We start from the raw sequence: 25,323 nt of genomic DNA on the forward strand, positions 1-25,323 counted from the left end.
ATCACGCGCGGAAGACGAAGCGCGAATAGCCGAAGAAGCTGAAGACCATCGCGGCGACACTGGCAACCACCATCGCCGCAAGCGGCTGAAGCCCGGGCAGCGAAAGCAGCAGCGCGGAATAAAGCCCGTAATTGACGAGCGCCGCCGTGACGCCGACCGAGCCGTAGCGGAAGCCTTCGTCGGCGAGCGAACGGCCGGAGCGATCGAAGGTGAAGTTCCGGTTGAAGGCCCAGGTCGCCGCCATTGCCAGGGCGATCGCGATGAGCCGCGCCCCGAAGGGGCCGAGCGGCGTCAGATCGAGCAGCGCCGACAGCACACCTGCATCGACGAGAAAGCCGATGCCGCCTGCAATCGCGAAACGGATGAGCTTCTTCACGCTGCATCCGCCTTGCCGCGGCCGGCGCGCGGCGCCGGCGCTGGCTGGCGATCAGGCAGCTTGGCTGCGCTTGCCGTTACCAGGCTCATATAGTGGATACGCAGCTGTTCGGCGCGGGCCCGCGCAACCGAATCCAGGATGACGCCGGCGGTAAAGAGCATGAAGGAAATCATCATCAGCGCCATCGACAGCACCCAGGTCGGCATGCGGCTGACGAGGCCCGTCTCGAAATATTCCGCCAGCACCGGCGTCATGAAGCCGAGGCTCGCCAGCATGAAGGCGGCGCTGATTGCACTGAAGAAGGCGAAAGGCCGCGTCTCCTTCATTAGCATCGCGAACATCCAGAGGATCTTGCCGCCATCGCGGAACGTCGAAAGCTTGGAATGCGAGCCTTCCGGCCGGCGGCCATAATCCAGTTCCAGCTCGCTGACCGGCAGTTTCAGCCGGGAGGCGTGGACGGACATTTCGGTTTCGATCTCGAAGCCGCCCGAGACCGCCGGGAAGCTCTTGACGAAGCGGCGCGAGAAGGCGCGGTAGCCGGAAAAGATATCGGTGAAATCAGGGCCGAAGATCGTCCGGTAGAGCAGGTTGAAAAGCCGGTTGCCGAGCGCATGGCCCTGGCGGCCGGCATCGGCATGCACGTCGCGCCGGGTTCCCACAACCATGTCGGCGCGCTCGGTCAGCAGCGTGCGCACCAGTTCCTCGGCGTCACTTGGGGCATAGGTGCCGTCGCCGTCCGCGATGATGTAGATGTCGGCTTCGATGTCGGCGAACATCCGGCGCACGACGTGGCCCTTGCCCTGTCGCCGCTCGCGAACGACATGCGCGCCGGCCAGCATCGCCTGCAGCGCGGTCCCATCGGTGGAATTGTTATCGTAGACGTGGATCGCGGCTTCCGGCAGCGTCGCCCGGAACCCTCGCACGACAGAACCGATCGTCGCCGCCTCGTTGTAGCAGGGAAGCAGGACGGCTATCTCAGGATTACCGCGGCGTAATGGGGCCATGACTCTACTCGTTACACAAAAGCCGTGCCGAGCCTAATCGCCCGGCGTTAATAAGACCCTATGACGCAGGCAAAATCGGTCGCGCCGGCAGCCGGCTTTACACTTTCTTGATCGGCGACGGCTAGGGTCGGCCATCCGGAAACGAACCGCTAACCACGATGAACGCCGTACAGCCGATCACCAACGCATCATCCGCGACCGATATCCCGAGCGGCGGCATCCGCGGCCTGCTGATGCGTCTGTGGCCGACCGTCATCGCCTATAGCGTCATTCTCGCCGCCGTCATCGTCGTCACCAAGCTCTATGGCGCTACCGATTACGTCGGCCCCGACAATGACGATGGCATGCGCCTCGTCGAGGTGCGCGATTTTCTCGCCGGCCAGGGCTGGTTCGACCTGATGCAATATCGTCTCGGCCTCAATGGCGGCACGCTGATGCACTGGTCGCGGTTGATCGACCTGCCGATCGCCTCGCTGATCTGGTTCTTCGGCCTGTTTGTGCCGCGTGAGACGGCCGAGGCGCTGGCGCTCGGCGTCTGGCCCGTATCGCTCATCCTGCCCGCCATGCTCGCCATGGGGGTTGCGGGCCGGCGCATCGGCGGCGTTGCCGGCATGCATATCAGCCTCGGACTGACCGCGCTTGCGATCTACACGGGCAACCGGTTCGCGCCGGGCGCCATCGATCATCACAACGCGCAGCTGGCGCTGGTCGCGACGATGACGGCGATGCTGCTGGATCCGAAGCGCGGCGGCTGGAGCTATGCGGTTGCCGGCATTGCGGCCGCCATCGCCATCGCCATCGGCGCCGAGACGACGCCCTTCGTTGCCGCCGTCTGCCTGACGGTCGCCGTTCTATGGGCATGGGAGGGCAAGGATTTCGCCGTCGCCGCCCAGTCCTTCGGGCTTGCGCTGGCGATTGCAATCAGCATCCTCTTTTTCGCAACGGTCCCGCCGCGGCTCTATTCGATGGTTACCTGCGACAATCTCTCGCTCGGTTTCTACAGCCTTGCGGCGATCGGCGGCGGGCTTCTGCTGTTTTGCGCGGTGTTTGCGAGCGGACTGACCAGGCCGCTGCGCTTTGCGGCGCTGGTCGTCGTCGGCGCCGGCGTCCTCGGTTCGGCTGTCGTGATTGCGCCGCAGTGCCTGAGCGATCCGCTGGCCGGTCTCGATCCCATGCTGGTCGAACTCTGGCTGCGCAATGTCTCCGAGGCGAAGTCGATCTTCGCTTTGGCGCGCAACGAACCTTTCGATATCGGCGCTTTCTATGCGGCCGGTCTTTTCGGCATCGCCGTCTGCACCTTCCGCATCGTTCAGCGCGACCGCGTGCAGATTCACCTTGTTCTGCTGTTTCTGCTTGCAATCAGCTGGGCGATCGCGCTCGTCCAGGTGCGCGGCTCGACCTTCTCGAACCTCATCTCCATCCTGCCGATTGCCCTGCTGATTATCGATATCAGGCGCATCTCCAACAGTGACAGCGAAAATGTCGCCGTCGCCTTCGTCTATGTGATGACGGTGCTGGCAGGCGTCCCCGCCACCTGGGCCGTCGGCGGTGGGCTGATCTCGCTGCAGATGAAGAATGAGGCGCAGGAGGAGGCGTCGGAACCGGCAAAGGAAAAGACCTGTGCATCGAGAGAGGCGCTGGCGCCGCTTGCCGGGCTTCCTGTCGGCCTCGTCTCCGCGCCATCGGAAATGGGTGTCGCAATCCTCCGCTTTACGCAAAACCGGGTTCTCTCGGCCCCCTATCACCGCAATCAGGGCGGCATGCTGACGGAGTTGCATATCGGCATGGCTGAGCCGCGGGAGGCGGAAGCTTTTCTGAAGGGGGCGGGCGTCACGACGCTTGCCTTCTGCCCTGGTGATCCGCAGACGCGTCAGCTCGCCAAACTGAAGCCGGACGGCCTCTATGCGCAGCTCGGCAAGGGAAATATTCCGCCCTATCTGGAGCCGCTCCCAAAAGCGGCGGACGCGGCCGTGCAGTTCTTTCGTTATCGGGCGGCGACGAATTGACGCCGGCGATCATCATGACGGCAAATCGTTAGAGCCTTTCCTGGTTAGATTGAAGCATTCTGCCGGAGCAGGTTTTCGTCGGGGCAGAGGCGATTGGCGACGGGCATACCCCAAGGTATGTCCGAGCCGATCGCCTCTGATCCTGGCGGAAAGATGCCCGGCCCTTCGGGTTGGCTGAAACGGGCCGGCTGATCGACCGGCCGGCTTGGCCGTAGAGCTGGGCTACGACGCGCGCCGGCCGGTCGACCATCCGACTCCGTTTGAGCCAACAGAATGCTTCAATCTAACCAGGAAAGGCTCTAATGGGAAACACGCGGCGCGCGAAAGCGTGCATGGGCGTAGAGCCCGAGCACGTAAAGGATCAGGCCGCCATTGTAGCCGAGAATGGCATAGAGTAGCGCCAAAAGCGACACCGGCCCGGGCGAGGTTATCGCCGCCAGCGCAAATGTGATGCCGATCAGCGCGGCGATCAATGCGATCGCTGCGGCCGAGCGCATTTGCGCGGCGCTGATGCCCAATGCTGCTGCTGTGAGAATTATCATTTCAGCACCTTCCCGAAGAGAACGAGGGGAAGCATAGGAAGCGCCAGCTAACAAAGATTTACCGGTCATACCGGCCGAAAAGCCTTTGCTTTGCGGTGGTTAGCAATCCCTTTCGACTGAAACGCATAGTCTAACTATACGTTCCCGTGCGAAACAGATTTACTCGATTTTGTTGCGTTTTTTTCGCGCTCAACGCACGCCTGTAGGAGAGACGGAGATAAGCGCCCGCCCTACGGAGCCTCTTGACCGTCCGCTCGCCTGCCGGGGAAACCGGCCCCAGCCACGATCGCGACCTTCCTGTTTGCCGCCGATCGACATAGAAAGAAGGGATGAGCAACCTCTTCGACAGCGATTCGCCGACCAACCTTGCCGAATATTCGGTTTCGGAGCTTTCCGGCTCGATCAAGCGCACCGTCGAGACGGCCTTCGACCAGGTTCGCGTGCGTGGCGAAATCTCAGGCTATCGTGGGCCGCACTCCTCGGGCCATGCCTATTTCGCGCTGAAGGACGATCGCGCCCGCATCGATGCCGTCATCTGGAAGACCACCTTTTCGCGGCTGAAATTCCGTCCGGAAGAGGGCATGGAAGTGATCGCCACCGGTAAGGTCACCACCTTTCCGGGCTCCTCCAAATATCAGATCGTCATCGAGACGCTGGAGCCGGCCGGCGCCGGCGCGCTGATGGCGCTGATCGAAGAGCGCAAACGCAAGCTCGGCGCCGAGGGCCTGTTCGATGCCGCCCGCAAGAAGCGGCTGCCCTTCATGCCCAAGGTGATCGGTGTCGTCACCTCGCCGACCGGCGCCGTGATCCGCGATATTCTGCACCGCATCTCCGATCGTTTTCCCGTGCATGTCCTCGTCTGGCCGGTCAAAGTCCAGGGGGAGGGGGCCGGCGAAGAGGTGGCGAACGCCATTCGTGGCTTCAATGCGCTGGAGCCGGGAGATGCGATTGCCCGTCCCGACGTGCTGATCGTCGCGCGTGGCGGCGGCAGCCTGGAAGATCTCTGGAGCTTCAACGATGAGATCGTCGTGCGCGCCGCGGCCGAAAGCCGGATTCCGCTGATCTCGGCGGTCGGTCACGAGACCGACTGGACGCTGATCGACTATGCCGCCGATATCCGCGCCCCGACGCCGACCGGGGCTGCGGAAATGGCGGTGCCTGTCAGGGCGGAGCTCGAGGCGCAGCTTGCGGCTCTTGCCGCCCGCCTGCAGGGCTGCATGAACCGGCAGATGGATCAGCGCCGCCAGTCCGTCCGTGCCCTGATGCGGGCATTGCCGTCGCTCGATCAGCTTCTCGCTTTGCCGCGCCGTCGCTTCGACGAGGCAGCCGCCGGGCTTGGCCGCGGACTGGCGCTCAACACCATCAACAAGCGGCGCGGTTTCGAGCGTGTCGCCTCGCATCTGCGCCCCGACGTGCTTTCCAACCGCATCGCCGAACGCCGCCAGACGCTGAACGAGCGCATGGCGCGGGCCGAACGCACCGTGGAGCGGCTGCTCGACCGCTCCAAATCGCGCATCGATCGCGCCGAAGCCATCCTCGCCTCACTGCCGGCGCGGTTGAAGACACAGACCGCTCGCGGCCGTGAGCGCCTGGGCAATTTGACCCGCCATGCCGATACGGCAATCCGCCATCAGCTGACGCGCGCCCGCGCCGAGCTTTCCGCGCAGGATCGGGTGCTGCAGTCGCTCTCCTATAAGAATGTGCTGAAGCGCGGCTATGCCGTCATCCGCGATGAGGATGACAGGCCGGTCTCGCAGGCCGCGACTCTCTCCGCCGGCACAGGCATCGCCATCGAATTCGCCGATGGCCGCGTCGGCGCGATGACCACGGAAGGCGGCGCTCCGCCTGCCGGCGCCAAGAAGCGCAGCGCCAAACTCGCAGAGCCGCCGAAGCAGGGAAGCCTGTTCTGACGATGCGAATCCTCCTGGTGCTTGCCCATCCGCTGCCGGAAAGTTTTGCCGCCTCGGTGGCGCGCACGGCTCGCGACGCCTTGGAAGCCTCCGGCCATGTCGTCGACCTGCTCGATCTCAACGCCGAGGACTTCGATCCGCGCCTGTCCGAGGCGGAACGCCGCGCTTATTTCGATGTGCCTTACGATACCACGGCGGTCGCCGATATCGTCGCCCGGCTGCGGTCGGCCGATGGTCTCGTCCTTGTCTTTCCGCAATGGTGGTTCAATTTCCCGGCCATCCTGAAGGGTTTCTTCGATCGCATCTTTGCGCCGGGTGTGGCCTTCACGCACGATGCCGCCGGCGGCCGCATCGTGCCTCAGCTCACTAATATCAGGCTGCTTTATGCGCTGACGACGACGGGCTCGTCCTGGTGGCTGGTGCATCTCTACATGGGCAATCCCGTTCGCCGCCTGCTGAAGCGCGGTATCGCCAAATTCTGCTCCAGGAAAGTCGTCTTTCGCATGCTGAGTCTGCACGACATGGATCGCGCGACCGAGGCCAGGCGCAAGGCGCATCTGGAGCGCGTCCGCAAGGCACTTTCCGCCGTTTGATTATTCGAAATCCGACAGGAATTTCTTGAGCAGCCGGTCGAACTCGGCCTTGTCCTCGGCTGTCAGATTGCGGGTCAAGCGCTGCTGGTTGGCGACATGGGCGCCGACCGCCTCTTCGACGGTCGCAAGCCCCTTTTCGGTCAGCGCGATCAGCACGCTGCGCCTGTCGTCCGGATTGAGGATGCGCTCGACGAAGCCGGCTTTCTCCAGCTGGTCGATTCGATTGGTCATAGTGCCGGAACTGACCATCGTCATCTTCAGAAGCTCGCCGGGCGAGAGCCGGTGAGGAGCGCCGGAGCGGCGAAGCGTGGCCAGCACATCGAAGGCTGAGGTCGAAAGCCCGTGCTGCATGAGCACGGTTTCCACTTCACGGCTGAGATGGGTGCCGAGACGCTTCAGGCGCCCGAGAATGCCCATCGGTTCGACATCGAGGTCCGGCCGCTCGCGTCGCCATTGCGCCAGGATCCTGTCGACATGATCTTGCTTCTCTTCACTCATGCCACATCGATATCAGCAAGTATCTTGACGTCAAGATAAATTGCGCTATCTTGAATTTTATCTTGGCGTAGAGATTCTTGATATGAAGACAAATTCGCGATATCTCGCCGATGTGCTGATCACCGCCATCGCTCCGGCCATCTGGGGCAGCACCTATTTCGTCACCACATTCTTCCTGCCGCATGGCTATCCGCTGACTGTTGCCATGCTGCGCGCCCTCCCCGCAGGCCTGCTTCTGCTTCTCATCGTCCGCAAGCTGCCGACGGGGGTGTGGTGGGGCCGCGCCTTCATTCTTGGCGCCCTCAACTTCTCGTTCTTCTGGGCGATGCTCTTCGTCTCGGCCTACCGTTTGCCGGGTGGCGTGGCCGCCACGGTCGGCGCCGTGCAGCCGCTGATCGTCATCGCCTTGTCGCGCCTTTTTCTCGGCAAGCCGATCCGCTTCCTCGCAGTCATCGCCGGCCTGATCGGCATGTCAGGCGTGGCGCTGTTGGTGCTGACGCCGAATGCGGCGCTCGATCCGGTCGGCATTGCCGCCGGTCTCGCCGGGGCGGTGTCCATGGCCTTCGGCACGGTCTTGAGCCGCCACTGGCAGCCGCCCGTTTCAAGCCTGACCTTCACTTCATGGCAATTGACCGCTGGCGGCATCCTGCTCGTGCCCGTTGCCTTCCTGTTGGAGCCGGCGCTTCCCGTGCCGACGCCAGCCAATATTCTTGGGATCGCCTATCTCGGCCTGATCGGCGCCGCCTTCACCTATCTGCTTTGGTTTCGCGGCTTATCGCGCATCGAGCCGTCGGCCGCGGCATCGCTCGGCTTCCTCAGTCCCGTTGTCGCGACCCTGCTCGGCTGGCTGGCGCTCGGCCAAAGCCTGACGCCAACCCAGCTTGCCGGGTTTGCCATGGTATTGATCAGCGTTTGGCTCAGTCAGCGGAGCCTGATGCCGAAGGCGGGTGTCGTTACGCCCACTCGCCCTGCCGCATCACCGCAACCCGCGATCCGTCAGGCTTGACGCCGTCGATATCGACCTTGTCGGAGCCGATCATCCAGTCGATATGGATGAGGCTGGAATTGCCGCCCTGCGCCTTGATCTGCTCCTGGCTCAATGTCGCGCCATCGAGGAAGCACTTGGAATAGCACTGGCCGAGTGCGATGTGGCAGGAGGCGTTTTCGTCGAACAGCGTGTTGTAGAACAGGATGCCGCTCGCCGAGATCGGCGAGGAATGCGGCACGAGCGCCACTTCGCCGAGGCGGCGCGCGCCTTCGTCGGTATCGAGCACCTTGTTCAGCACTTCTTCGCCGCGTGACGCCTTGGCCTCGACGATGCGCCCGCCCTCGAAGCGCACCTGGATATTGTCGATCAGCGTGCCCTGGTGTGAAAGCGGCTTGGTGCTCGAAACATGGCCTTCGACGCGCAGCGCATGCGGCGTGGTGAAGACCTCCTCGGTCGGGATATTCGGATTGCAGGTAATGCCGTTCTTGGCGGTGGAAGCGCCGCCATGCCATTCGTGCCCGTCGGCGAGACCGACGGTCAGGTCGGTGCCCGGCCCCTTGAAATGCAGCGAGGCGAAGCGCTCGCCGTTCAGCCAGGCGGAGCGCTTGGCGAGATTGGCATTGTGTTCGGCCCAGGCAGCGATGGGATCGTCCAAATCGACGCGCGAGGCGGCAAAGATCGCTTTGGCGAGCTTGGCGATCGCGATTGTTTCAGGATCGTCAGGGAAGACCACCTTGGCCCATGACGGATTGGGATAGGAAACGATGTTCCAATTGATGTCGAAATTGGCGATCTTCTCCAGCGCCGGCTTGTAGGCGGTGGAGTTGGCGCGATTGGCGCGGCCGACCTTGCCGGCGTCCTGCTCGGAGAGCAGCAAAGGATTGTCGCCGGCAACCGCAAGACGGGCCGCACCATTGGCATAGGCCTTGGCCATGCCCTCATAAAGCCAGTCGGAGGCGCGGTCGAAACTCTCGTCGCTGCCGTACTGATAGCGCGAAAGCGTGGTTTCCTCGTCGGAATAAAAGGTGCTCACCAGCCCGGCGCCGGCCTGATAGGCGTGCTTGGTGATGAGGCGCACGAGCGGCAGCGCCACGACCGGCGCGGTGATCACCAGATCCTGGCCCTTCTGCAGCTGAAGGCCGACCTTGACGGCAACTTCCGCAAGCTTCTCCAGCTTGGCGGGATCAACGGTGTTCTGGGTCTGGGGCATGAAATTCATGGTGCAACCTGCCTCTTGTCGTCGACGGTGGGTGGCTGGAAGACTTAGACCCGTTTGCGGCGAAATTGAAGCGTGCCACATCCGAATTGATGGCGGCCGGGTGCTTATCCGGCCGCCTGGCGCGCTTAAGCGGCAGCGGGCAGCCTGAGCAGGATCGAGTTATGTTTCTCGAGGAACTCCGTCAGCCGTTGCGGATAGTCCTCGCCGACTGCGTCCCGAACGCTTACCCGCGCCGACAGCGCCTTGCGCCAGCGCTTGACCCGGTCGAGTCCGTCGAAGATGCCGCCGTCGCCGAGCGCATCGAAGAGATCGAAATAGCGGAAGACCGGTGCGAAGACGGCGTCGACCAGGCTGAAGCTGCTGCCGGCGAAATAGGGTCCGTCCGCCAATGCGTCCTCGATCGTTGCGAATTTGGCGGCAAGCGCCTTGCGCTTGATCTCCAGCTGCGCCGCATCCTGCGCCGTCTCATAGCCCCAGAGATCGGAAAGCACCGACGAACCGAACTCCATCCAGCCGCGATGGCGGGCGCGGGTCAGCGGATCGGCCGGATGCAGGGCGGCGCCCGCCTGCGTTTCCTCCAGATATTCGCAGATGACGCTGCTCTCGAACAGGATGGCCTCACTGCCGTCTTCCTCCTCGATCCTCAGCAACGGCACCTTGCCGAGCGGCGAGATCTTCAGGAACCAATCCGGTTTATCGGCAAGATCGATGTTGATGCGTTCAAACTCCACGCTCTTTTCGACCAGCGTGATGGCCGCGCGCTGCACATAGGGGCAGAGGTGATGGCTGATGAGGGTAAGCCTGCTCATGAAAATCTCCTGGCGCTTTATGGAAGGGACCGTTGTCGCAAATTGCATGCAAATGCATCTAATATCGCTTGCAGCGAAATTCAAGATAGATGTAATTGCATTTATGTCCGAAAAGATGTTCAAGCCGAGCGAAGCCGTCATCTTAGCCTGGACGCGCATCATGCGCGCTCGCGAGCGCCTGCTCGGCGCAATCGAGGCCGATCTGAAAGCGACCGGCATGCCGCCGCTTGCCTGGTACGACGTGTTATGGGAACTGGCGCGCTCGCAATCCGGCAGGCTGCGTCCCTACGAGATAGAAGAGCGGACGCTGCTGACGCAGTATAATCTTTCCCGTCTGCTCGACCGGCTGGAAAGGGAGGACCTGATCCGACGCGAGGTCTTCGCCGAAGACGGGCGAGGTCGCTGGATCGTCATTACCGAAGCCGGGCGTCAGCTCCGCGAGCGCATGTGGGTTGTCTATGCCAGATCGATCGAGACCCATGTGGGCGGCAAGCTAGCCGAAAGCGAGGCGAGGTCGATCGCCAGCCTGCTCGACCGCTTTCTGTGATGTATCTCATCAGGAAGTATGCGGCGGTTCGGCGCCATGCCCTGATCAGGCGATCAGCGGCGCGGCAACGGCCTTCAGCGCCTTCAACGCCTCCTTCGGATCGAGCCGCAACTGCAGTCCGCGCTGACCGCCATTGATGTAGACGAGCGGTTCGGCCAAGGCAGCCTGCTCGATCGCGATCGGCACGGTCTTCTTCTGGCCGAAGGGGCTGATGCCGCCGACATGGTAGCCCGTCAGCCGCTCGGCATCGGCAGGCTTCATCATATTGGCCGACTTGCCGCGGAATGCGCCCGCAAGCTTCTTCATGCTGACCTCGCGATCCGACGGCACGACGACACAGACCGGTTTGCCGTCCACCTCCGCCATTAGCGTTTTCAACACCCGATGCGGGGCCTCGCCCAAAGCCTCCGCCGCCTGCAGTCCGACGCGCTCGGCGCCGGGGTCGTAGTCATAGGCATGCACGGTGAAGGCGACGCCCGCCTGGGAAAGAACTTGTGTGGCGCGGGTGGTCTTGGACATGGCTCAGCGCCCGAATGCGCCGGCGTAAATCTCCGGCTTGAAGCCGACGAGCAGCTTGCCCTTTGTCTCCAGCACCGGCCGCTTGATCATCGAAGGCTGGTCGAGCATCAGCGCGATCGCCTTTTCCCGCGTCAGATTCTGACGTTCGGCTTCGGGCAATTTACGGAACGTGGTGCCGGCGCGGTTGAGCACGGTATCGAGGCCGGCTTCGTCGATCCAGGCATCCAGATGGGCGCGGTCGATGCCTGACGCCTTGTAGTCGTGAAACGCATAGGCGACATCATGCGCTTCCAGCCAGCTGCGGGCCTTCTTCATCGTGTCGCAATTCTTGATCCCATAGATGGTGACGGTCATGCCCGCTCGATCTCCCTGTGATGACAGCGGGATAACATGCGTGACGGCCTGCGCAAACGTCGGCCGGCGCTCTATCCCCCAGTGCGTCGATAACCGCCCGGCTCAATTCTCCAGCGCGCCGGCCCTGCGTGACGCCTTGCTGGCGCCGCCGCAGGCGATCTTCATCAGGTCACCGCGCCGCCGCACCAGCCGGTCGGAGGTTCGGGTCAGGATCAGCCCGTCCTGCGGCGCATGCAGGTCGATGCTGCCATCAGGCTGACCCGGCCGGATGATGATCGTCGCGAGAAGTTCTCCTGCCGCAACGCGCTCGCCGATATTGCGATGGAAGAGCACGGCTCCGCCTTCGGGAGCGCGGATGATCTCGACATTGTCGAGCGGCACGGCCGGCCCGGAAAACGCGGCGGCCGTCGTCATCTCGCTCCGGACGATTCCCCGCGCCGAGAGAAACTGCCAGAGCCCGTCCGCATCCTTTCTTGCCAGCGCCGGATCGACATCGCGCTGGCCGCGCAGTTCGACGGTGACCGAAAGTTTGCCGGGCAGCCGCGGTCGGCGCTCCCCGGGAATTTCATATTTCCATGCGAAGCCGACGGCCTCCTCGAAGGCCGAGCTTTCGCCGTCCGAAAGCAGCACGGCTTCCATATCAAGCGCAGCGGCAAGATCGGCCGCCTCCGGCCAGAAGGCTTCGTCAATATAGGCATATTGCAGCGATTCGTCGTCGCAATGCAGGTCGAGGACGAGATCGGCGCCGAGCGCCATATGCAGGAGCTGTCGCTTCAGCCTGTTGGTAGCCGGGTAATCATCGAGGTCCTCGATCAGCGTCGACCGGTCGGCGATGGAGATCAGCGGAAAATCCCGGTTGAAATTGACGCGGGAGTCGAGGTCGAACCGACCCTGCAATTCGCCAAAATGTGATTGTGCCGCGCCGATCGGATTAGCCTGCGGTACGATGGTGATGTCGCCTGCGATCGCGCCTTGGCTTTCCGCCTGCCTCAGCCGTTCGCAGAGGAAATGCAGGAGCGCCGTTCCCGGCAGCTCGCCGGCATGGAGTGCCGCCTGGATATAGGTCTTCGGCGCCTTCGGATCGTGGCCCTTGAAGCGCAGCACCGGCAGCCGCCACTCCGTTCCCGGTGTATCGCCTGGAACGATGATCTCCGAAACGTCCATCTGTCCTTGCTCCGCCCTTGCTGAACCGAATTGATTTCCGAGGTTTACGCGCGGAAATCGCGGAAGCGCAAGGCTTGGTCTGCCGCGTCCTTTCCAAAACGCGACGGCGGATGCGCGGGCGAAGTCGAATATCTGGAACAAAAAAAGAACGCGACACGCAAGAATCGGGTTGAAACAGCGGCAATCCCGTAGGATTTTGGTCAGAATCGAAAACCCGGAGGCTCTGTCATGGCCGAGACGATCCACCACTATCTCATCTTCGAAACCGCAGGTGGTTTCTGCGGCATTGCCTGGAGCGACGCCGGCATCGTCCGTTTCCAGCTGCCGACGAAAACCGCGGAGGCAACCGAGCGGCTGTTGCTGCGCCGTCTGCCCGATGGCTTGCCCGGTGCGCCGACACCTCAAGTGCTTGAGACCGTGGCGGCAGTGAAGCGCTACTTCCAGGGTGAGGAGACGGATTTTTCCGGCGTCGAACTCGATCTTGCCGGCCAGGATGCTTTTTTCAGGCAGATTTATGCGGCGGCAAGGCGCGTCGGCTGGGGCCGCACGACCACCTACGGCGCACTGGCCAAAGAGCTGGGCGCCGGGCCGGAAGCGGCCCGCGACGTCGGCCAGGCGATGGCGAAGAACCCAGTCGCGCTGATCATTCCCTGCCACCGGGTGCTGGCGGCCGGCGGCAAGATCGGTGGCTTCTCCGCTCCCGGCGGTTCGACGTCGAAGACCCGCATGCTGGAGCTCGAAGGCGTCCATCTCGGCCCGCCGCCGCCCGCCCAGCAGTCGCTGGGGTTTTAGGCGGCGGCGTCCTGGAACAGGATGATTTTAGGCCCGGTCCGCCGAAAATCTGAATCCTGTTCTAAATTAAAGAGTTAGAGCATGATGTCGCCCGAAAACCGCTCACACTTTTCGGCATCATGCTCTAGTCGCAGAATCGATTGTTCAATGCGGGCTCGCCGTCGGCCGGATGATGATCTCGCTGACATCGACATCGTCAGGCTGGCTGACGGCATAGAGGATCGAATTGGCAACGGCCTCGGGGCTGATTGTGATCGCCCTGAAGGCTTTCATGGCGTCGCGCGCGGTCGTGTCGGTGATCGTGTCGGCCAGTTCCGATGTCGTCGTGCCGGGAGAGATGACGGTGACGCGGATGCGATCGGTCTCCTGCCGCAGCCCGTCCGAGATTGCACGGACTGCGAATTTGGTCGCGCAATAGACGGCCGCCGTTGGCGAGACGGCGTGGCCGCCGATCGAAGACAGGTTGATGATCTGCCCGGATCCCTGCGCTTTCATGATCGGCAGCGCGGCCGCGATGCCGTAGAGCACACCCTTGATGTTGACGTCGACCATCCGGTCCCATTCGTCGACTTTCAGGGCCTCGAGCGGCGAGAGCGGCATGACGCCGGCATTGTTGATCATCACATCAAGCCGGCCGAACTCGGATCTGGCAAAGCCTGCAAAGGCGGCAACTTCGGACCGGTCGGTGACGTCAAGCTTTCTGAGACGTATCGTCCCGCCCGTAGCTTCGATGTCGCCGGCGAGCCGCTCCAGGCGCTCGATGCGGCGGGCGCCGATTAGGATGTGGGCACCCGCCGCAGCCAGCACCTTTGCCGCGGCCTCGCCTATGCCGCTGCTGGCGCCGGTAATGGCAATGACGTTTCCTTCGATATCGGACATTTCAAGCTCCATTTTGTCTGTTGAAGTGTTTCTCGGGCGCGGCTCAGTCGGGGAAGTCGGCGCTGAGGGTCGTCTCCGCCCAGGCGTCGAAATTTGCCCGCAGCGCATCGAGCCGTTCGCGGGCGATCTTCAGGGCGGGCGCGCCGAGCAGCAGGCGCAATGGCGGCTCGTCGGCCTCGAACGCCGAGATGATGGCAGCGGCGGCCCGCGTGGGATCGCCGGGCTGTTTACCGGAGACCGAACGGGTGGCTTGGCGCCGCTTGCCTGACGTTTCGGCATAGTCATCGATAACAGTCTTGGATTCGATCATCGACCGGCCGGCCCAGTCGGTGCGGAAGGCGCCGGGTTCGAGGATCGTCACCCTGATGCCGAGCGGATTGACCTCATGGGACAGCGATTCCGACAGGGCTTCGACGGCGAATTTGCTGGCGTGGTAGTAGCCGGTCGCGGCGAAGGCGACGAGCCCGCCGAGCGACGAGACGTTGAAGATATGCCCGCGCCGGCGTGAGCGCATGCCCGGCAGGATATGCTTGGTGACGGCGACCAGGCCGAAGACATTGGTCTCGAACTGGGCGCGTATCTCTGCCTCCTCGCCCTCTTCGATCGCCGAGAGATAACCGTAGCCGGCATTGTTGACGGCGACGTCGATCGCGCCGAAATGCGCCTCGGCGTCGTGAACGGCGCGGGTGACGGAGCGGCTATCCGTGACATCGAGAGCGAGAGCAAGGGCGCGGTCGCCGTGTTCCGTTGCGAGATCCCGGAGGGTCTCGGGTCTGCGCGCCGTTATCGCGGCGCGCCAGCCACGGGCGAGAACCGCCTCGGCGAGCGCCCGGCCGAGACCAGACGATGCGCCAGTTATGAACCAGATGGGTGTGGTGGAAGACATGATCCTCATCCTTTCCGGCCGGATAGGGCCTTATTGAGCGAGCTTGTCATTTGCGGCGAAGCACCATGCCGCCGTGATGGAGGGTATTGTCGTCAACGAAATCACCATCGGCCGTGAAGCCGGTATCGTCCCAGTATTCGATGTGGCTTCCGGTGACTTCGTAACGGCCCCGATAGGCGCTCTCCCGCTTTCCTCGGGCCTCGTCGTAGCGACCGTTAGGCAGAAGCTGGTGGCGGACCCGGCCGTCGTCGGTGACCCACATGCCGACATAGGGATGTTGCTGCATTGTGTTCTCGCTTGCTTGTTGACGCGTGGATTGGCGGCCGCCGACACTGTCTGCGACCGCCGGGCTGATCGCCGTGCCGGCCAAGGCGGCGGCGGCGCAGAAATGCAGAGCGGATCTCAGGGCAATGTTTTGCATCCTTCTTCCTTTCCAGGTCAGGACCGCTGTTTCGGCGGGCTCGACAGAAAAGATAGGCGCACGAACTGAAGTGATTAAGTTGCCAATCCGCGATGGCTTGGTTAGATTTCTTAACCAATGGTCGACGATCTCGAAGGCATCTCAGTCTTTCTCGCCGTGGCGGAGGCGCGGAGCTTTCGCCTTGCGGGCGAGCGTCTCGGCGTCACCCGCTCCGCCGTCAGTCAGTCCCTGCAGCGTCTGGAGGATCGTCTTGGCGTCGCGCTCGTCCAGCGCACGACGCGCAGCGTCAGCCTGACTGAAGCCGGTGAGGTGTTCTTCGACGCGGTTCGCCCGTCGGTGCGGCAAGTCAGGGATGCGATGCAGACGGTGCGGGACATGCAGGCGCGTCCGAGCGGTCTGCTGAGGATCACGGTGTCCTCGATCGCCGAAAGCTTCCTGTCCGGCACGTTGCTCGCCGGTTTCATCGAAGCTTGTCCCGATGTTAAGGTCGATATCACCATCACCGACGAAGAATTCGATATCGTCGAGGCTGGTTTTGACGCCGGTGTCCGGCTCGGCGAGGTGATCGAACAGGACATGATCGCGATCCCCGTCTCCCAAGAGCAGCGCCAATGCCCGGCGGTTTCTCCTGCCTACATCAAGCGGCACAGCCGTCCGCGCCATCCCCGTGACTTGCAAAGCCATGCCTGCATCGGCTGGCGGCCTAGACCCGATACGGCGCCCTACCGCTGGGAGTTCACCGAAAACAATCGCGATTTCGACGTCGCCGTCGACCCTGCCGTCACAACGAACGATATGAGCATGATGATCCGCCTGGCCTGTGCCGGAGCCGGGATCACTTTCGGCATGGTCGAAACCTTCCAGCCCTATTTCGATCGCGGTGAGCTCGTGCCGCTGCTGGAAGATTTCTGCCCGCCCTTCCCCGGCTTTTATCTCTATTATCCCAGGCGCGAGCGGCAACCGCTGAAGCTGCGGGCGCTGGTTGAGCATATCAGGAAGTCCGCCAGGGGTTAGATACGGTCGAGCCCTGCCGAACTTGCGGTCGATCCAAGCGAACTGAAGTCAGTTTTTCCGGGCGAGGGATGCGACGGCTCGTGCCGGGCATACGCCCCGGCTCAAGGTTGCTCCTGGCACGCGGTTTTGCTATTTCCCATCGCCAAGGATCAGGGGCGAGGGGCGTCCTGTTGCCGGAGAAGCCATGCTGGACGACGTCTTTCGCATTCCAACCAGGGCCCTGATCCGCCAGGGTGGGCGGGCCTGCTTTTTTCGTCTCGTCAATACGAGCCCCCTGTTGATCCAGGTGCAGTCGGGAACCAAAATCGTCATGGCGGATGACAAGGTCTTGCGCCTTGAGGCGGGCGATTATGCGCTGCTGCCCGACTATCGACCGTTGACGATGGAGAACATTCCAAAGGCGCCGCGGAAGTATCAGACCCTGGCGCTTCCTGTTCCAAGACAGCTCTTCGAGGATGCCTATATCGCCATGGGTTCGATCGCCGTTCCCTCGCGGCCGCTCCCGGCAAGCGCCTCGAACCTGCCGGAGGAAGCGGCGGCATTGTTTGCCTATTGCTGTCAGCCAGGCAATCTGACGGGGCTCCCCGGCGCCATTGCCAAGGCTCGATTGATGGAACTGATCACCTGGTTCGCGCTCTGTGGAGCGGTGCTCGGCCGATGCGAAAGTCCTCGGCTCGAGGACCGGCTGAGGCAGATGATTGAAAGTGATACGGCTTTTGATTGGACGCTGGGGCACGCGGCGCGCGCCTTCAACATGAGCGAAGCGACGCTCCGGCGTAAGCTCGCCGCCGAAAAGACAAGTTTCAGCGAGATATTGAGCGATACAAGGATGAATCGCGCCCTCGCCCTCATTCAAACCACAACCCTGCCGATGGCACAGGTGGCGCTCGAGGTCGGTTACGATTCGCCGTCGCAATTTTCGGCGCGGTTCAAGGAGCGGTTCGGTGTCAATCCGCGCCATGTGCGGGGCGGTGCTGAGCGTTTTGAGCGGATCGGGGCAGAAGTTGAGCATAGCGGGGCAGATGCGCTGCCGTGATAGCGGTAGTTTTCCCGCATTATCAACCGCAGGAAAACAACATGCGTCTTATTACAACAGCACTTCTGGCCGCCTCCGTCTTTGGCGCCACGGCCGCCCAAGCCGAAATGAAGCTCACTTCGAAAGACCTGACTCCAGGTCAGACCATGGCCGATGCGCAGGTCTTCAACAGCTTCGGCTGTACGGGCAAGAACATCTCGCCGGAACTCAGCTGGTCGGGTGCTCCAGAGGGAACCAAGAGCTTCGCCGTCATGGTCTACGACCCGGATGCTCCGACCGGTTCGGGCTGGTGGCATTGGTCGGTGTTCAACATTCCGGCAGACGCCTCAAAGATTGCGACCGGTGCCAGCGGAGATAAGAAGCTTCCGGCAGGCGCCGTGGAAGGCCGTACGGATTTCGGTACATCGGGATATGGCGGCGCATGCCCGCCGGTCGGCGATGCGCCGCACCATTACCAGTTCACCGTCTACGCGCTGTCGGTCGACAAGCTGCCGCTTCCAGATACGGCGCCGGGCGCGATGGTTGGCTACTATGTCAGGGCAAATACGCTCGACAAGGCCTCAATCGAGGTCACTTACGGCCGCTGACCGTAGTCACGGCCATTGTCCCTATCGAACGCCGCCGGCTGAGGAAACCTTGGCCGGCTGCTGGGGATTGGGAAATCAAGCAGGAACGTAGACCAGCCGGATCACATTCTCGTCAATCCGGTCATTGGCCACAAGCCGTAGCGGCGGTCGGGGTCCGGCGAAATATGGCTTGCCGTGACCGAGCACGACGGGGTGCAGATAGATAATATACTCATCGATCAGGCCAAGACCGGTGAGGCTTTGCGCCAGGTCCGGGCCTGCCACTTCGATCTCCCCGTCGCCTTCGGCCTTCAGCTTGCGGATAGCAGTCTCAAGATCGCCCTCGACCAGCCTGGCGTTGGGACCGACCGATTTCAACGAGCGCGAGACGACCCATTTCGGCTGGTTTCGCCAGGCGGTCGCGAAGTCGCGTTCGTCTGCGTTCCACTCATGATGATCGTCATCCCAGTAACGCATGATCTCGTACATTTGACGACCGTACACGCTGCCCGCTTGCCTCCGCGTCGACTCGACGAAGTGACGGAAGAGCGTGGGGCTTGGCCCGAACGCCATATGATCGACGTAGCCGTCCAGGGACTGGTTCATTCCGAACACGAGCTTGGCCATGCTCACTTCCTTTCCTTCAAGGGTGCATCCGCATGGAGTCGGATTGCGCTGCGCGGTCGGTCAAAGCTTAGATGGACTGCTTGTGAATTGCAATCAGATTTTCCCAGGTGAACCACTCCTGGACGGCAAAACGGGCGCGAAGCGGCCGTGCCCATATGCGCCTTGGGGCTACGCGCCTATCGTGATGCAAAGCGGTTCTTTGCCGGATCGGTGAACGGCATGAACAGCGCGACAAGCGTGCCTTCCGGATCGCGGAACTGCATCGAACGATTTCCCCACGGCATCAGTTTGGGCGCATGAACAAGGTCGACTTGATCCTTCAACCGGGCGTATTCGGCGTCGACATCGTCCACCATGAACTCGATGATCGCCGTTCGGTTGGCACCGGCCTCGGCGCTGCCTTCCTTGAAGAGCGAAACGGTTTCCATGCTGCCGATGGCAAGTGTCGCCGAAGGGGTGACGATCTCGGCGAAGACCGGCGCCAGCCACTCGGCCGAGTGCAGGGTGACCATTTCGTAGAAGCCGACCATAGCCTTGATATCAGCGGCGATCAGTCGGATTGAGGTGAATTTCATAACTGTCTCCTTTCGACAAGACCGCAGAGCTACGCGCAGCATCGCTGAGGGCCTTGTCGCACAGGCCTGTTGCCAGCATTATGGCAACAGGAGTCAACAGCAATGCGCAAAGCCGATCGCCTGTTTCAGATCATTCAGATCCTGCGCCGTACGAACCGGCCGGTGACTGCCGCGGCAATAGCCGAGGAGATCGAAGTGTCCAGGCGCTCGGTGTATCGCGATATCACCGACCTGATCGGCCAAGGCGTTCCCATCGTCGGAGAGGCCGGCTTCGGCTATGTGCTCGATCCTGGCTATGACATGCCGCCCTTGATGCTGACGCCCGACGAGATCGAGGCGATCGTGCTGGGTACGCAATGGGTCGCAACACGCGGCGATAAGGCGTTATCCGCAGCGGCACAGGACGTACTCAGCAAGATCGCCGACGTTATACCCGAAAGGCTGCGTCCATACATCGCCGAGCCAAGCGTTGGAGCAAAGCCTGGCAGGATCGCTCCGACGGACATGGTCGACTCGAACGAACTGCGGCGGGCAATCCGCGAAGATCGAAAGCTTCGCCTGCGCTATCGATCCGATACTGGGGAGGGGACCGAGCGGATCGTGTGGCCGATCATCCTCGGTTACGGTGAAGCAACGCGTTTGATTGTTGCCTGGTGCGAGCTGAGGCAGGACTTCCGTCACTTCCGAACCGATCGCATGATCGAGATCGAGGTGCTGGAAGCGACCAACGGCCTGCGGAAGGGCGACCTGCGTCGCCGCTGGGAGCGATGGCGCCAGGAGCAGCGCTCTCGCTCCGACCACTGATCGCAACGCGGCGGCAACACTGACGAAAACGACGCTATTGCCGCCTTCGGTCCGTCACTCCCACTCGATCGTGCCGGGCGGCTTGGAGGTGACGTCGTAGACCACGCGGTTGATGCCGCGCACCTCGTTGATGATGCGCGTTGCGGCGCGGCCGAGGAATTCCATGTCGTAGTGGTAGAAATCCGCGGTCATGCCGTCGACGGAGGTGACGGCGCGCAGCGCGCAGACGAATTCATAGGTGCGCCCGTCGCCCATGACGCCGACGGTCTGGACGGGAAGCAGCACGGCAAAAGCCTGCCAGATGGCGTCGTAGAGGCCGGCCTTGCGGATTTCGTCGAGATAGATCGCATCGGCCTCGCGCAGGATCTCCAGCTTTTCGCGGGTGATGCCGCCGGGGCAGCGGATCGCAAGGCCGGGGCCGGGGAAGGGGTGTCGGCCGATGAAGCTGTCTGGCAGGCCGAGTTCGCGGCCGAGCGCGCGCACCTCGTCCTTGAAGAGTTCGCGCAACGGCTCGACGAGCTGCATCTTCATGCGCTCCGGCAGACCGCCGACATTGTGGTGCGACTTGATCGTCACCGAGGGGCCGCCGGTGAAGGAAACGCTCTCGATCACGTCGGGATAGAGCGTGCCCTGGCCGAGGAAATCGGCGCCGCCGAGTTTCTTTGCCTCTTCCTCGAAAGTTTCGATGAACAGCCGGCCGATGATCTTGCGCTTGGTTTCCGGATCGCTGACGCCTTCGAGTTCGCCGATGAAACGGTCGGAAGCGTCGACGTGTAAGAGATGCAGATTGTAGTGCTCGCGGAACATGGCGACGACGTTTGCCGCCTCGTCCTTGCGCATCAGCCCATGGTCGACCAGGATGCAAGTCAGCTGATCGCCGACCGCCTCATGGATCAAAAGTGCAGCGACCGAACTGTCGACGCCGCCGGAAAGCGCGCAGATTACGCGTTTGTCGCCCACCTGCTTGCGGATCTCGTCGACCGCCTTCTGGCGATAGGCCGACATCGACCAGTCGCCCTTGATGCCGGCTATATTGTGAATGAAGTTGCCGATCAGCTTGGCGCCGTCAGGCGTATGCACGACCTCGGGGTGGAACTGCACGCCGTAATATTTGCGCTTCTCGTCGGCGATGAAGGCATAGGGCGCGTTGGAGGAGGTGGCGACCACCTCGAAACCGTCGGGCAGCGCCGTCACGCGGTCGCCATGGCTCATCCACACCTGATGGCGCGAGCCGGACGACCAGAGGCCCTCGAACAGCTGGCAGTCCTTATCGACATCGAGGAAGGCGCGGCCGAATTCGCGGTGATGGCCGCTTTCGACCTTGCCGCCGAGCTGCATGCACATCGTCTGCTGGCCATAGCAGATGCCGAAGACCGGCAGGCCGCTGTCGAAGATGATCTGAGGCGCCCGCGGCGATCCCTCGTCCACCGTCGAGGCCGGGCTGCCGGACAAGATCACGGCTTTCGGCTGAAGGCGCTTGAAGCCCTCTTCGGCCGATTGGAAGGGAACGATTTCGCAATAGACGCCGGCCTCGCGCACGCGCCGTGCGATGAGCTGGGTCACCTGGCTGCCGAAATCGACGATGAGAACGGAGTCGGGATGTGCTGTCTGGGTCATGTCGAGGCTTTAATGAAATGCGCTTCGCCTGGCAATCCGGGAAATCGGCGGCATCCGGTTTTTATTGTTCCGATTGTCCCTCGCGCGTCTGCAATACGCGCGGCTTTCAGGGCCTAGAACCAGAAAACCCCGTCCTCCAGCGCCGTGAACAGGCTGTCGACGCCGTAGGAGAGCTTGCGGTCGACGATATGCAGATATTCGGTCCAGCCGGAGATGTGCTGCAGTTCGACGGCGCCGTCGGAAATGCCGCGCAGGCCGATCAGCGGCAGCTTGTAGCCCTGGCAGGCACGCAGCACCGCATAGGTCTCCATGTCGACCATGTCGGCGTCGATGTCGGTATAGGCAGCACCCGAGATGACATTGCCGCCCGTGGAAAGGCTTGCCTCCGCAATGCCGGGAATGCGCAGCGGCAGTTCGAGCGTCGCCGGCAGATCGAGGAAGGGTGTCCGGCCCTTTTCGAAGCCGAGCGGCGAGGCGTCCATGTCGCGGTAGGAAACCGAGGTTACCTGATAGATTTCGGTCTGCTCCAGTTTCGCCGAGCCGGCCGAGCCGAGCGAAACGACGAGATCCGGCAGGTCGTCGGCGGCATCGAGCCGCGCCAGCGTCTTGGTCAGCGCGACGGCTGCCTCGACCGGACCGACGCCGGTCATCAAGGGTTCGATGCGCGAACGCAGGAAGGGGCCGTATTCGGCCTCCGCCGCCATGACGAACAGCATGGATTTTCCCGCGACCGATTTCAGTTCGAACTTCATCCCGTAATTCCTTCTCTGCCGCGGATGACCATCATCGTTCCGGTCATGGAGGCGATGAGTTTCGCCGGGCCGTCGCTGATCGCGTAGCCTCGCCCGTCGGCGACGATGATGGTGGAGCCCGGCTTGGTGATTTCGCCTCGAAACAGGAAGCGCTCGCCGCGTCCCGGCGACATGAGATTGACCTTGAATTCGATCGTCAGGATCGAGGCTTCCGGGTCGATCACGCTGTAGGCGGCAAAGCCGCAGGCTGAATCGAGGGCGGCGGAAATGATGCCCGCATGCAGAATGCCGTGCTGCTGCGTCAGTTTGATGTCGAAGGGAAGCTCGATTTCGACGACGCCGTGCTCGACGCGCGTCAGCTCCGCGCCGATCGTCTGCATCGCCGCCTGGCGCGCAAAGTTGCGGCGGATTCGCGCGCGGAAATCGCCCCTGTCAGTCTCGCTCATGGCTGCCCCTCTCGAAGCCGGGAAAGTGGCATGGCGGGCCGGATTCGACAAGCTGGACATTGCTGAAATCGATCCGGACGGCGATTGAAACGTCAAGGCGTGTCGCCAGCGCAACCTTTCGCCGTGCTGTTGCCCCGTATGCCCCGCGAAGACGATTGCAGCTTCGCGCTCAGCGGGTATTCTCCGGCATTCTATCTCGAAATGAGGGAGCGCCGGCGCCATGACGACGATATCGCAATCGGTTCGGAATTTCGAGACCTGGCTGGCCGGCGAGCTCGGGGCCGGTCTCGTCAAGGACGATCTTAAGGAAAAGCACGGGTGGATGCGCAGCGACGATTTCGTCTTCCTGCGCGCCACCTATTGGCGCTGGTGCGAAATCATCCTCGATATCTGCCCGGAGCTCGGCCGCGCGCCCGCAGTGCTGGCGATTGGCGATGCGCATCTGGAGAATTTCGGCACCTGGCGCGATAGCGAGGGCCGGCTCGTCTGGGGCGTCAATGATTTCGACGATGCGGCGGTGATGCCCTATGCGCTGGATCTCGTTCGCCTTGCGGCAAGCGCCATCCTGGCGCGCAACGGCAAGGGTCCCTCGGTTCGGATGATCGGCGAGCTGATCCTCGGCGGTTATCGCAGAGGCCTTGAAAATCCGCTGCCCGTCATCCTCGAGCGCGACCACAAATGGCTGCGCAAGGCGCTGATGCTGCCGAATTCCGAACGCCGGGAATTCTGGGAAAAATGCGAGATGCTGCCTGCGGGCAAGAAGAAGGCGCCGGCAGCCTATAGCGAGGCGCTCGCCGGCGCATTGCCGCCCGGGGCAGGCTCCTTCACGGCCAAGCCGCGCAGCGCCGGCACCGGCAGCCTCGGCCGCCCGCGTTTCGTCGCCTATGCCGAATGGCAGGGCGGGCCGGTCTTGCGCGAGGCGAAGGCGCTGGTGCCGTCGGCCTGGTCGCTTCGCCACAGGCCGCTTGATGTGACGATCCGTGCGGGCGAAATCGCCGCCGGGCGGGCGCGCTCGGCCGATCCTCACTATCGCGTCTGCGGCCGCATCCTCGTGCGCCGGCTTTCGCCGAACAGCCGCAAGATCGAGATCGACAAGCATCCGGAGATCCTGCTTTCGCCGACAATGCTCGAATTGATGGGCTTCGAGATCGCCAATTGCCATTCCGATGATGCGGCTGCGGCCGCAGCGATCCTGCAGGATCTGCAGGCCCGGGGACCTGAATGGCTGCATGAGGCGGCAAGAGCCGCGGCATCGAGCGTCAGCGCCGAGCAGAAGGCCTATGCGCGCACCCGCTGAGAGACCCGGACGATGTGCTGATCCCAGGCGACATCGCTGCGCCTCGAAAGGAAATCGCCGTCATAGGAGGAGACGGCAAAGCCATCTCTCGCCGGCGCGATGCCGGCCGCCTCTGGAACGACGATCTCGGCCAGCACCTTGCCCGTTTTTGCGTCGATGGTCACCGAGGCGCCGCCCTTCGGCGAGGTGATGCCGACGAGACCTTCGCCGCGGTTGACGGCGATCGCGCCGACATAGTTGGCGAGCCTCCTCGTCGTCTCCTCCGGCAGCGCGACGAAGGAAAGATCCTCCCCCTTGGCGAAATGGCCGACGAGTGGCGGCAGATCCTTGCGGTGGCCTTCGTACTGGCAGGCGAACCAGATGCGGCCGTCGCCGTCGAGGTCGACATGGCGGGTCGACAGCTGCGACCATTCGGCCGGCAGCACGTGTTTTTCGATCAAGGCGCCGGTTGCCGCATCGATCAGCGCCAGCGACGGCTGCATCGCGGCGAGATTGAGCTTGGTGCGGCCGAAATCCGGATGTGTCTCGATGCCGCCATTGGCGACGATGAGAAGACGCCCGTCATCGGAAACCGTCATATCGTGCGGACCGATGCCATAGGTCTCGTATTCGCCGATGCGGGTGAAGCGATCGGTTGCGTCATAGAGACCGATCATGCCGCGATTGCCGTCGAAATCATTCTCGCTGGCGTAGAGGATCCGGCCATCGGGCGAGAAGGCGCCGTGCCCAAAGAAATGGCGGTCTTCCCGGGAGTTGATGACGATCGGCTCGCCCTTATCTCGTGGGTCGAAGATCATCGCATAGGTGCCCGGCCGGCGCGCGAAGGCGACCGTCTTGCCGGTGGCGGCGCTGAAGGCCATTCCGTGGGCGCGGGCGGGAAGCGCCACCTGATCGATGATCTCGCCACGCTCGGTCACGGTCGCGATGGCAAAGGAACCGTTTGCCGTGCGAATGCCCGAGGCATAGACCGCATCGGCCCGTTCAAGCGCCAGCAGCGACCTTGGCGCCAGGCTCGCCAGGAAGCCGATCCCTGCCGCCTTGACGAAACTGCGTCGGTTGATCGGGGCGCTTTGCATCATCGC

General features: G+C 62.8%; 29 protein-coding genes. 11 read left to right on the top strand and 18 right to left on the bottom strand.

Features of this window, described 5'->3' with window-relative positions; all coding sequences use genetic code 11:
* Position 1 precedes the first annotated feature (1 nt).
* Both N2597_RS21600 and N2597_RS21605 read right to left on the bottom strand, forming a co-directional pair.
* Positions 2-376, bottom strand: a complete 375-nt coding sequence (locus N2597_RS21600) for a GtrA family protein (protein WP_038686295.1) — start codon at positions 374-376, stop codon at positions 2-4.
* Complete coding sequence (locus N2597_RS21605) at positions 373-1,380, bottom strand: glycosyltransferase (RefSeq protein ID WP_077991285.1); 1,008 nt, start codon at positions 1,378-1,380, stop codon at positions 373-375. Before N2597_RS21605 ends, N2597_RS21600 begins: the two co-directional genes overlap by 4 nt.
* A 158-nt stretch (positions 1,381-1,538) precedes the next feature.
* On the opposite strand from N2597_RS21605, the gene N2597_RS21610 reads away from it, so the two are divergent.
* Complete coding sequence (locus N2597_RS21610) at positions 1,539-3,386, top strand: hypothetical protein (protein WP_077991284.1); 1,848 nt, start codon at positions 1,539-1,541, stop codon at positions 3,384-3,386.
* Positions 3,387-3,685: 299 nt separating this feature from the next.
* On the opposite strand, the gene N2597_RS21615 is transcribed toward N2597_RS21610, so the two are convergent.
* A complete protein-coding gene (locus tag N2597_RS21615) occupies positions 3,686-3,928 on the bottom strand; it encodes a hypothetical protein (RefSeq protein WP_038686303.1) in 243 nt (80 codons plus the stop codon).
* 329 nt (positions 3,929-4,257) lie between these two features.
* Between N2597_RS21615 and xseA the strand changes: the two genes are divergently transcribed.
* The gene (xseA, locus tag N2597_RS21620; protein ID WP_077991283.1) at positions 4,258-5,838 is read left to right on the top strand and encodes an exodeoxyribonuclease VII large subunit; all 1,581 of its coding nucleotides are present in this window, start codon (positions 4,258-4,260) and stop codon (positions 5,836-5,838) included.
* A 2-nt stretch (positions 5,839-5,840) separates the two neighbouring features.
* Positions 5,841-6,431, top strand: a complete 591-nt coding sequence (locus N2597_RS21625; protein ID WP_009986998.1) for an NAD(P)H-dependent oxidoreductase — start codon at positions 5,841-5,843, stop codon at positions 6,429-6,431.
* Here N2597_RS21625 and N2597_RS21630 read toward each other — a convergent pair whose 3' ends face one another.
* Positions 6,432-6,929, bottom strand: a complete 498-nt coding sequence (locus N2597_RS21630; RefSeq protein WP_009987000.1) for a MarR family winged helix-turn-helix transcriptional regulator — start codon at positions 6,927-6,929, stop codon at positions 6,432-6,434.
* An 82-nt stretch (positions 6,930-7,011) separates the two neighbouring features.
* Here N2597_RS21630 and N2597_RS21635 point away from each other — a divergent pair, with 82 nt between their 5' ends.
* Positions 7,012-7,935 (top strand): EamA family transporter, encoded by a 924-nt coding sequence (locus tag N2597_RS21635; protein ID WP_077991318.1) that lies wholly within the window; start codon positions 7,012-7,014, stop codon positions 7,933-7,935.
* Here the strand turns inward: N2597_RS21635 and N2597_RS21640 are convergent.
* Positions 7,883-9,136 (bottom strand): aminopeptidase, encoded by a 1,254-nt coding sequence (locus tag N2597_RS21640; RefSeq protein ID WP_009995897.1) that lies wholly within the window; start codon positions 9,134-9,136, stop codon positions 7,883-7,885. The genes N2597_RS21635 and N2597_RS21640 overlap by 53 nt on opposite strands.
* A gap of 125 nt (positions 9,137-9,261) precedes the next feature.
* Positions 9,262-9,945 (bottom strand): glutathione S-transferase family protein, encoded by a 684-nt coding sequence (locus N2597_RS21645; protein ID WP_009995899.1) that lies wholly within the window; start codon positions 9,943-9,945, stop codon positions 9,262-9,264.
* Between the two features lie 103 nt (positions 9,946-10,048).
* Here N2597_RS21645 and N2597_RS21650 point away from each other — a divergent pair, with 103 nt between their 5' ends.
* Positions 10,049-10,492: a MarR family winged helix-turn-helix transcriptional regulator gene (locus N2597_RS21650; RefSeq protein WP_009995901.1), complete on the top strand. Its 444-nt coding sequence runs from the start codon at positions 10,049-10,051 to the stop codon at positions 10,490-10,492.
* Between the two features lie 45 nt (positions 10,493-10,537).
* Here N2597_RS21650 and ybaK read toward each other — a convergent pair whose 3' ends face one another.
* The 3 genes from ybaK to N2597_RS21665 all read right to left on the bottom strand — a co-directional run bounded on the left by ybaK (position 10,538) and on the right by N2597_RS21665 (position 12,529).
* Positions 10,538-11,011: a Cys-tRNA(Pro) deacylase gene (gene ybaK, locus N2597_RS21655; RefSeq protein ID WP_077991282.1), complete on the bottom strand. Its 474-nt coding sequence runs from the start codon at positions 11,009-11,011 to the stop codon at positions 10,538-10,540.
* Positions 11,012-11,014: 3 nt separating this feature from the next.
* Positions 11,015-11,365: an ArsC family reductase gene (locus N2597_RS21660; RefSeq protein ID WP_077991281.1), complete on the bottom strand. Its 351-nt coding sequence runs from the start codon at positions 11,363-11,365 to the stop codon at positions 11,015-11,017.
* Positions 11,366-11,467: 102 nt separating this feature from the next.
* Positions 11,468-12,529 (bottom strand): M14 family metallopeptidase, encoded by a 1,062-nt coding sequence (locus N2597_RS21665; RefSeq protein ID WP_077991280.1) that lies wholly within the window; start codon positions 12,527-12,529, stop codon positions 11,468-11,470.
* Positions 12,530-12,757: 228 nt separating this feature from the next.
* Here N2597_RS21665 and N2597_RS21670 point away from each other — a divergent pair, with 228 nt between their 5' ends.
* Entirely contained in the window at positions 12,758-13,321 is a 564-nt protein-coding gene (locus tag N2597_RS21670; protein ID WP_077991279.1) for a methylated-DNA--[protein]-cysteine S-methyltransferase, read from the top strand.
* 144 nt (positions 13,322-13,465) lie between these two features.
* On the opposite strand, the gene N2597_RS21675 is transcribed toward N2597_RS21670, so the two are convergent.
* The 3 genes from N2597_RS21675 to N2597_RS21685 are packed head-to-tail and all read right to left on the bottom strand — an operon-like array spanning position 13,466 to position 15,507.
* Complete coding sequence (locus tag N2597_RS21675; RefSeq protein WP_077991317.1) at positions 13,466-14,200, bottom strand: SDR family oxidoreductase; 735 nt, start codon at positions 14,198-14,200, stop codon at positions 13,466-13,468.
* A gap of 43 nt (positions 14,201-14,243) precedes the next feature.
* Complete coding sequence (locus N2597_RS21680) at positions 14,244-15,095, bottom strand: oxidoreductase (protein ID WP_183599473.1); 852 nt, start codon at positions 15,093-15,095, stop codon at positions 14,244-14,246.
* 37 nt (positions 15,096-15,132) lie between these two features.
* Positions 15,133-15,507, bottom strand: a complete 375-nt coding sequence (locus N2597_RS21685) for an Atu4866 domain-containing protein (RefSeq protein WP_183599475.1) — start codon at positions 15,505-15,507, stop codon at positions 15,133-15,135.
* A gap of 117 nt (positions 15,508-15,624) precedes the next feature.
* Here N2597_RS21685 and N2597_RS21690 point away from each other — a divergent pair, with 117 nt between their 5' ends.
* The 3 genes from N2597_RS21690 to N2597_RS21700 all read left to right on the top strand — a co-directional run bounded on the left by N2597_RS21690 (position 15,625) and on the right by N2597_RS21700 (position 18,144).
* On the top strand, positions 15,625-16,521 hold the full coding sequence (locus N2597_RS21690; protein ID WP_183599477.1) for a LysR family transcriptional regulator: 897 nt from the start codon (positions 15,625-15,627) through the stop codon (positions 16,519-16,521).
* 184 nt (positions 16,522-16,705) lie between these two features.
* Positions 16,706-17,557 carry a helix-turn-helix domain-containing protein gene (locus tag N2597_RS21695; protein ID WP_077991278.1) on the top strand — a complete coding sequence of 284 codons (852 nt, stop codon included), beginning with the start codon at positions 16,706-16,708 and terminating at the stop codon, positions 17,555-17,557.
* 41 nt (positions 17,558-17,598) lie between these two features.
* On the top strand, positions 17,599-18,144 hold the full coding sequence (locus N2597_RS21700) for a YbhB/YbcL family Raf kinase inhibitor-like protein (protein WP_009990314.1): 546 nt from the start codon (positions 17,599-17,601) through the stop codon (positions 18,142-18,144).
* A gap of 75 nt (positions 18,145-18,219) precedes the next feature.
* Here the strand turns inward: N2597_RS21700 and N2597_RS21705 are convergent, their stop codons facing one another.
* Entirely contained in the window at positions 18,220-18,750 is a 531-nt protein-coding gene (locus tag N2597_RS21705) for a dihydrofolate reductase family protein (protein WP_077991276.1), read from the bottom strand.
* A 176-nt stretch (positions 18,751-18,926) separates the two neighbouring features.
* Positions 18,927-19,325, bottom strand: coding sequence for a VOC family protein (locus N2597_RS21710; protein WP_077991274.1), 399 nt, complete (start codon positions 19,323-19,325; stop codon positions 18,927-18,929).
* Positions 19,326-19,427: 102 nt separating this feature from the next.
* Here N2597_RS21710 and N2597_RS21715 point away from each other — a divergent pair, with 102 nt between their 5' ends.
* The gene (locus N2597_RS21715; protein WP_009994382.1) at positions 19,428-20,129 is read left to right on the top strand and encodes a helix-turn-helix transcriptional regulator; all 702 of its coding nucleotides are present in this window, start codon (positions 19,428-19,430) and stop codon (positions 20,127-20,129) included.
* Between the two features lie 54 nt (positions 20,130-20,183).
* On the opposite strand, the gene guaA is transcribed toward N2597_RS21715, so the two are convergent.
* From guaA to N2597_RS21730, 3 genes are all read right to left on the bottom strand, one after another.
* A complete protein-coding gene (gene guaA / locus N2597_RS21720; RefSeq protein ID WP_039617411.1) occupies positions 20,184-21,746 on the bottom strand; it encodes a glutamine-hydrolyzing GMP synthase in 1,563 nt (520 codons plus the stop codon).
* Positions 21,747-21,859: 113 nt separating this feature from the next.
* Positions 21,860-22,498 (bottom strand): 5'-methylthioadenosine/S-adenosylhomocysteine nucleosidase, encoded by a 639-nt coding sequence (locus N2597_RS21725; RefSeq protein WP_010061097.1) that lies wholly within the window; start codon positions 22,496-22,498, stop codon positions 21,860-21,862.
* Positions 22,495-22,944, bottom strand: a complete 450-nt coding sequence (locus N2597_RS21730; RefSeq protein WP_010028223.1) for a PaaI family thioesterase — start codon at positions 22,942-22,944, stop codon at positions 22,495-22,497. The genes N2597_RS21725 and N2597_RS21730 overlap by 4 nt, the downstream gene beginning before the upstream one ends.
* Positions 22,945-23,164: 220 nt before the next feature.
* Between N2597_RS21730 and N2597_RS21735 the strand changes: the two genes are divergently transcribed.
* Positions 23,165-24,241, top strand: coding sequence for a DUF2252 family protein (locus N2597_RS21735; protein ID WP_183599479.1), 1,077 nt, complete (start codon positions 23,165-23,167; stop codon positions 24,239-24,241).
* On the opposite strand, the gene N2597_RS21740 is transcribed toward N2597_RS21735, so the two are convergent.
* Complete coding sequence (locus N2597_RS21740; RefSeq protein ID WP_077991270.1) at positions 24,223-25,320, bottom strand: DUF1513 domain-containing protein; 1,098 nt, start codon at positions 25,318-25,320, stop codon at positions 24,223-24,225. The two genes, N2597_RS21735 and N2597_RS21740, sit on opposite strands and share 19 nt — an antisense overlap.
* Positions 25,321-25,323 lie beyond the last annotated feature (3 nt).

It is taken from the genome of Rhizobium sophoriradicis (assembly GCF_025200795.1).
Lineage (GTDB): Bacteria > Pseudomonadota > Alphaproteobacteria > Rhizobiales > Rhizobiaceae > Rhizobium > Rhizobium sophoriradicis.

Excerpts from the sequence above, each read along its gene's own strand:
- N2597_RS21605 (WP_077991285.1), bottom strand. The coding sequence starts at position 1,380 with ATGGCCCCATTACGCCGCGGTAATCCTGAGATAGCCGTCCTGCTTCCC.
- N2597_RS21610 (WP_077991284.1), top strand. The coding sequence starts at position 1,539 with ATGAACGCCGTACAGCCGATCACCAACGCATCATCCGCGACCGATATC.
- N2597_RS21615 (WP_038686303.1), bottom strand. The coding sequence starts at position 3,928 with ATGATAATTCTCACAGCAGCAGCATTGGGCATCAGCGCCGCGCAAATG.
- xseA (WP_077991283.1), top strand. The coding sequence starts at position 4,258 with ATGAGCAACCTCTTCGACAGCGATTCGCCGACCAACCTTGCCGAATAT.
- N2597_RS21625 (WP_009986998.1), top strand. The coding sequence starts at position 5,841 with ATGCGAATCCTCCTGGTGCTTGCCCATCCGCTGCCGGAAAGTTTTGCC.
- N2597_RS21630 (WP_009987000.1), bottom strand. The coding sequence starts at position 6,929 with ATGAGTGAAGAGAAGCAAGATCATGTCGACAGGATCCTGGCGCAATGG.
- N2597_RS21635 (WP_077991318.1), top strand. The coding sequence starts at position 7,012 with ATGAAGACAAATTCGCGATATCTCGCCGATGTGCTGATCACCGCCATC.
- N2597_RS21640 (WP_009995897.1), bottom strand. The coding sequence starts at position 9,136 with ATGAATTTCATGCCCCAGACCCAGAACACCGTTGATCCCGCCAAGCTG.
- N2597_RS21645 (WP_009995899.1), bottom strand. The coding sequence starts at position 9,945 with ATGAGCAGGCTTACCCTCATCAGCCATCACCTCTGCCCCTATGTGCAG.
- N2597_RS21650 (WP_009995901.1), top strand. The coding sequence starts at position 10,049 with ATGTCCGAAAAGATGTTCAAGCCGAGCGAAGCCGTCATCTTAGCCTGG.
- ybaK (WP_077991282.1), bottom strand. The coding sequence starts at position 11,011 with ATGTCCAAGACCACCCGCGCCACACAAGTTCTTTCCCAGGCGGGCGTC.
- N2597_RS21660 (WP_077991281.1), bottom strand. The coding sequence starts at position 11,365 with ATGACCGTCACCATCTATGGGATCAAGAATTGCGACACGATGAAGAAG.
- N2597_RS21665 (WP_077991280.1), bottom strand. The coding sequence starts at position 12,529 with ATGGACGTTTCGGAGATCATCGTTCCAGGCGATACACCGGGAACGGAG.
- N2597_RS21670 (WP_077991279.1), top strand. The coding sequence starts at position 12,758 with ATGGCCGAGACGATCCACCACTATCTCATCTTCGAAACCGCAGGTGGT.
- N2597_RS21675 (WP_077991317.1), bottom strand. The coding sequence starts at position 14,200 with ATGTCCGATATCGAAGGAAACGTCATTGCCATTACCGGCGCCAGCAGC.
- N2597_RS21680 (WP_183599473.1), bottom strand. The coding sequence starts at position 15,095 with ATGAGGATCATGTCTTCCACCACACCCATCTGGTTCATAACTGGCGCA.
- N2597_RS21685 (WP_183599475.1), bottom strand. The coding sequence starts at position 15,507 with ATGCAAAACATTGCCCTGAGATCCGCTCTGCATTTCTGCGCCGCCGCC.
- N2597_RS21690 (WP_183599477.1), top strand. The coding sequence starts at position 15,625 with ATGGTCGACGATCTCGAAGGCATCTCAGTCTTTCTCGCCGTGGCGGAG.
- N2597_RS21695 (WP_077991278.1), top strand. The coding sequence starts at position 16,706 with ATGCTGGACGACGTCTTTCGCATTCCAACCAGGGCCCTGATCCGCCAG.
- N2597_RS21700 (WP_009990314.1), top strand. The coding sequence starts at position 17,599 with ATGCGTCTTATTACAACAGCACTTCTGGCCGCCTCCGTCTTTGGCGCC.
- N2597_RS21705 (WP_077991276.1), bottom strand. The coding sequence starts at position 18,750 with ATGGCCAAGCTCGTGTTCGGAATGAACCAGTCCCTGGACGGCTACGTC.
- N2597_RS21710 (WP_077991274.1), bottom strand. The coding sequence starts at position 19,325 with ATGAAATTCACCTCAATCCGACTGATCGCCGCTGATATCAAGGCTATG.
- N2597_RS21715 (WP_009994382.1), top strand. The coding sequence starts at position 19,428 with ATGCGCAAAGCCGATCGCCTGTTTCAGATCATTCAGATCCTGCGCCGT.
- guaA (WP_039617411.1), bottom strand. The coding sequence starts at position 21,746 with ATGACCCAGACAGCACATCCCGACTCCGTTCTCATCGTCGATTTCGGC.
- N2597_RS21725 (WP_010061097.1), bottom strand. The coding sequence starts at position 22,498 with ATGAAGTTCGAACTGAAATCGGTCGCGGGAAAATCCATGCTGTTCGTC.
- N2597_RS21730 (WP_010028223.1), bottom strand. The coding sequence starts at position 22,944 with ATGAGCGAGACTGACAGGGGCGATTTCCGCGCGCGAATCCGCCGCAAC.
- N2597_RS21735 (WP_183599479.1), top strand. The coding sequence starts at position 23,165 with ATGACGACGATATCGCAATCGGTTCGGAATTTCGAGACCTGGCTGGCC.
- N2597_RS21740 (WP_077991270.1), bottom strand. The coding sequence starts at position 25,320 with ATGATGCAAAGCGCCCCGATCAACCGACGCAGTTTCGTCAAGGCGGCA.